The sequence below is a fragment of the Ideonella sp. P3_A4 genome (assembly GCF_056403075.1).
In genome coordinates this window covers 1-4,373 of the sequence record NZ_JBFUGE010000508.1, presented here as the reverse complement: position 1 = coordinate 4,373, position 4,373 = coordinate 1, and the positions used below count along the sequence as shown (strand labels likewise).

Genomic DNA, 4,373 nt, shown 5'->3' with positions numbered 1-4,373 from the left:
AGCAGCTACAGTCGGCCGGCGTCGCCAAGAAGACGCCGGACGACGCGCTGACCGAGTCCGACAAGGAACGCTTGCTCGAATTCCTGCGCAGCTCGCACGGCACTGCTGCCGGCGGCGACCGCAAGAAGATCACGCTGACCCGCAAGTCGACCAGCGAGATCAAGCAAGCCGACGCCTCCGGCAAGGCCCGCACCATCCAGGTGGAGGTGCGCAAGAAGCGCGTGTTCGTCAAGCGTGACGACGTGCCGGGCAATGCGCCCGAGGAAGAAGTCGTACCGGCTGCCCCGGTGATCGACGAAGCCGAGCTCGCCCGTCGCGAGGAGGAAGCCCGCCACCAGGCCGAGCTGATCCGTCGCCAGGAAGAAGAGCTGGCCGAAAAGCGTCGCCAACGCGAAGAGCGTGAGCGCGCCGAACGCGAAGCCGCTGAACGCGCCGCTGCCGAAGCTGCTGCGGCCGAAAAGGCCGCCGCCGAAGCTGCTGCGCAGGCACAGGCCGCGCTGGCCAAGGCGGCCGGCTCTGCCGCCGCTGCCGAGGCAGCCCCGGCGCCCGCCGCTGCACCAGCGCCCGCGCCGGCACCTGTCGTCGAACCGCCGCCGCCAGCGCCCGCACCCAAGCCGGGCCTGCGCGTGATCAAGGCCGCCGACGCCGACAACGAGGAAAAGCAGCGCCTGGCCGATCTGGGCAAGCGCCGCCAAGCCGCCGAAGCCGAGGCTGCCGCCATCCGCGACATGATGGCGCGCAAGAACAAGGTGATGGTTGCCAAGAAGCCGGAAGAGCCGAAGCCGGCCGATCCTGCTGTTGCCAAGGAAGGCATCAAGGGCACCATCCACAAGCCCAAGACCGCACCGGGCGCAACGACCACGACCGCTGGCGCGGCTGCGAAGCCGGGCGACAAGAAGTCGGTCAAGTCCGAGAAGCTGTCTTCCAGCTGGGCCGACGATGCCAAGAAGAAGGGCGCAGCCGCCAAGGGCCGCACCGACTCGGGCGCTGGCCGTCCGGGCTGGCGTGCCCCGCGTGGTGGCCGCCGTGGCGACAGCCGCGATTCCGCGTCAAACTTCCAGGCGCCGACCGAACCGGTGGTGCAAGAAGTGCACGTGCCCGAGACCATCTCTGTCGCCGACCTCGCGCACAAGATGGCCATCAAGGCTTCCGAGTTGATCAAGCAGCTGATGAAGCTGGGCCAGATGGTCACGATCAACCAGCAGCTGGACCAGGAAACCGCAATGATCCTGGTCGAGGAAATGGGCCACAAGGCCTTTGCCGCGAAGCTGGACGATCCGGAAGCCTTCTCGGAAGAGGAAGAAGCAGCCGTCGGTGGCGAGCAGCTGCCGCGTGCGCCGGTCGTGACCGTGATGGGCCACGTCGACCACGGCAAGACCTCGCTGCTGGACTACATCCGCCGTGCCCGCGTCGCCGCGGGTGAAGCGGGTGGCATCACGCAGCACATCGGCGCCTACCACGTCGACACGCCGCGCGGCATGATCACCTTCCTCGACACCCCGGGCCACGCGGCGTTCACCGCGATGCGTGCCCGTGGCGCCAAGGCCACCGACATCGTCATCCTGGTGGTGGCGGCCGACGACGGCGTGATGCCGCAGACGAAGGAAGCGATCCACCATGCCAAGGCGGCGGGCGTGCCCATCGTCGTGGCGATGAACAAGATCGACAAGCCCGATGCCAACGCCGAGCGCGTGAAGAACGAGCTGGTGGCCGAGCAGGTGGTGCCGGAAGAGTTCGGTGGTGATTCGCCGTTCGTGCCGGTGTCTGCCAAGACCGGCGCTGGCATCGATGCGCTGCTGGAGCAGGTGCTGCTGCAGGCAGAAGTGCTGGAGCTGAAGGCCCCGACCGACGCGATGGCCAAGGGCATCGTGATCGAAGCCCGCCTGGACAAGGGCCGCGGCCCGGTCGCGACGGTGCTGGTGCAGTCGGGCACGCTCAAGCGTGGCGACGTGGTGCTGGCTGGCGCGAGCTACGGCCGTGTGCGGGCGATGCTGGACGAAGACGGCAAGAACACCGCCGAGGCAGGCCCGTCGATCCCGGTGGAAATCCAGGGTCTGACGGAAGTGCCGCAAGCAGGCGACGACTTCATGGTGCTGTCCGACGAGCGGCGTGCCCGCGAAATCGCGACCTTCCGCCAGGGCAAGTACCGCGACGTCAAGCTGGCTCGCCAGCAGGCGGCCAAGCTGGAGAACATGTTCGAGAACATGGGCGAAGGCCAGGCGCAGACGCTGCCGTTGATCATCAAGGCCGACGTGCAGGGCTCGCAGGAAGCGCTGGCGACCTCGCTGCTCAAGCTGTCGACCGACGAGGTCAAGGTGCAGATCGTGCACGCGGCAGTCGGTGGCATCAGCGAGTCGGACGTCAACCTGGCGATCGCCTCCAAGGCCATCATCATCGGCTTCAACACGCGGGCCGATGCCGGTGCGCGCAAGCTGGCCGAAGGCAATGGCGTCGACCTGCGCTACTACAACATCATCTACGACGCCGTGGATGAGGTGAAGGCGGCGATGAGCGGCATGCTGGCGCCGGAACAGCGCGAAGAAGCGTTGGGCACGGCCGAGATCCGCAAGGTCTTCGTGGCTTCGAAGATCGGCACGGTCGCCGGCTCGATGGTCACTTCGGGCATGGTTCGCCGTGGCGCGAAGTTCCGCCTGCTGCGCGAAAACATCGTCGTCTACACCGGCGAGGTCGATTCGATCCGCCGCGAGAAGGACGATGTCCGCGAAGTCAAGGAAGGCTTCGAGTGCGGTATCAAGCTGAAAAACTACAACGACATCGCCGAGGGCGACCAGCTGGAGTTCTTCGAGGTCAAGGAAGTCGCCCGAACGCTGTAAGGCGGGTCCGGCTTCACGCCAGGAAAACCCCGCCGGAACCGGCGGGGTTTTTTGCTTCAGGAGCGGAACAAAACCATGAGACACAAGCGCAGCATCCCCAACCGCAGCCACCGCGTGGCGGACCAGATCCAGCGCGATCTGGCCGAGCTGATCCGCGAGCTGAAGGACCCGCGCATCGGCATGGTCACGATCAACGCGGTCGAGGTCACGCCCGACTACGCGCACGCGAACGTCTTCTTCTCGCTGCTGGTCGGTGACCCGCACGAGTGCGAAATCGCGCTGAACGAGGCCGCAGGCTTCGTGCGCAACGGCTTGTTCAAGCGCCTGGCGATCCACACGGTGCCGACCCTGCACTTCAAGTTCGACCAGACCACCGAGCGTGCGGCCGATCTGAACTCGCTGATCCAGCGGGCCAATGCGACGCGCGCCAAGGACGACTAACCCGGCCCATGACGCAGCCGCAGCGCCCCCGCATCCAACGCCGCGCCTTGCACGGTGTGTTGTTGCTTGACAAGCCGGTCGGCCTGTCGAGCAACGACGCATTGCAGAAGGCCAAGCGCTTCTTCCGCGCCGAGAAAGCGGGTCACACCGGCACGCTGGATCCGCTGGCCTCAGGCTTGCTGCCGCTCTGCTTTGGCGCCGCCACCAAGTTCAGCCAGGTCAGCCTGGACGCGGACAAGGCCTACACCGCAGTGCTGCGGCTGGGCCAGCGCACCGTGGGTGGTGACCGCGAAGGCGAGGTGATCGAAGAGCGCCCCGTAGCGGTGACGCCTGAGCAACTCGCCGCCGTTTGTGCCGCATTCGTGGGCCCGATCGACCAGATTCCGCCGATGCACTCGGCGCTGAAGAAAGACGGCAAGGCGCTGTACGAGTACGCCCGCGCCGGCATCGAGGTCGAACGCCAACCGCGCCGCGTGACGATTCACGCGATCGACATGCTGGGCTGGGACGATACGCAGTTTGAACTGACCATCGCCGTGCGCTGCAGCAAGGGCACCTACATCCGCACGCTGGCCGAAGACATTGGCGAGCGCCTGGGCTGCGGCGCGCACCTCGCGTCGCTGCGCCGCACCGAGACCGGCGCGTTGACGCTGGCCGGCGCGATCACGTTGGACGCCTTGGCAGCGCTCGACGAACCGGCACGCGACGCGCTGCTGCACCCACCGGACTGCCTGCTCAACGACTGGCCGCTGCTGCGGCTGGCCGAGGCCGAAGCGGCGCGATTCCTGTCTGGATTGCGCCGCCGTGTGAATGAGCCGGACCGCGAAGTGGTCCGCGTCTACGGCCCCGAACCAGCCGCCTTCCTGGGCAGCGCCCACATCACCGCCGGCGAACTGATCGCCGACCGCCTGCTGAGCCCGATCGAAGTGCAGGCATTGATCAGTGCCCCAAGGTTCGCTGCCGCGCAGCGACCCGCCCCCCAAGGGGAGCAAGAAGCTTGGGACGGCCCGGCGCTTCTACCGAATACTCTAGAGAAAACGTCATGACCCGACAGATCCGCAACATCGCCATCATTGCCCACGTGGACCATGGCAAGAC

The 4,373-nt window shown here is 66.8% G+C and carries 3 protein-coding genes; all 3 read left to right on the top strand.

The window, feature by feature from the left end; genetic code table 11:
• Positions 1–2,834 (top strand): translation initiation factor IF-2 (infB, locus tag AC1DYI_RS27825; protein ID WP_477207364.1); only part of this gene is annotated, 2,834 nt, incomplete at its 5' end.
• A gap of 75 nt (positions 2,835–2,909) precedes the next feature.
• Positions 2,910–3,275 (top strand): 30S ribosome-binding factor RbfA, encoded by a 366-nt coding sequence (gene rbfA / locus AC1DYI_RS27820; protein ID WP_477207363.1) that lies wholly within the window; start codon positions 2,910–2,912, stop codon positions 3,273–3,275.
• Between the two features lie 8 nt (positions 3,276–3,283).
• Positions 3,284–4,321, top strand: a complete 1,038-nt coding sequence (gene truB, locus AC1DYI_RS27815; protein ID WP_477207362.1) for a tRNA pseudouridine(55) synthase TruB — start codon at positions 3,284–3,286, stop codon at positions 4,319–4,321.
• Positions 4,322–4,373 lie beyond the last annotated feature (52 nt).

Bases quoted from the DNA above. Each gene is read 5' to 3' on its own strand.
- rbfA (WP_477207363.1), top strand. From the start codon at position 2,910: ATGAGACACAAGCGCAGCATCCCCAACCGCAGCCACCGCGTGGCGGAC.
- truB (WP_477207362.1), top strand. From the start codon at position 3,284: ATGACGCAGCCGCAGCGCCCCCGCATCCAACGCCGCGCCTTGCACGGT.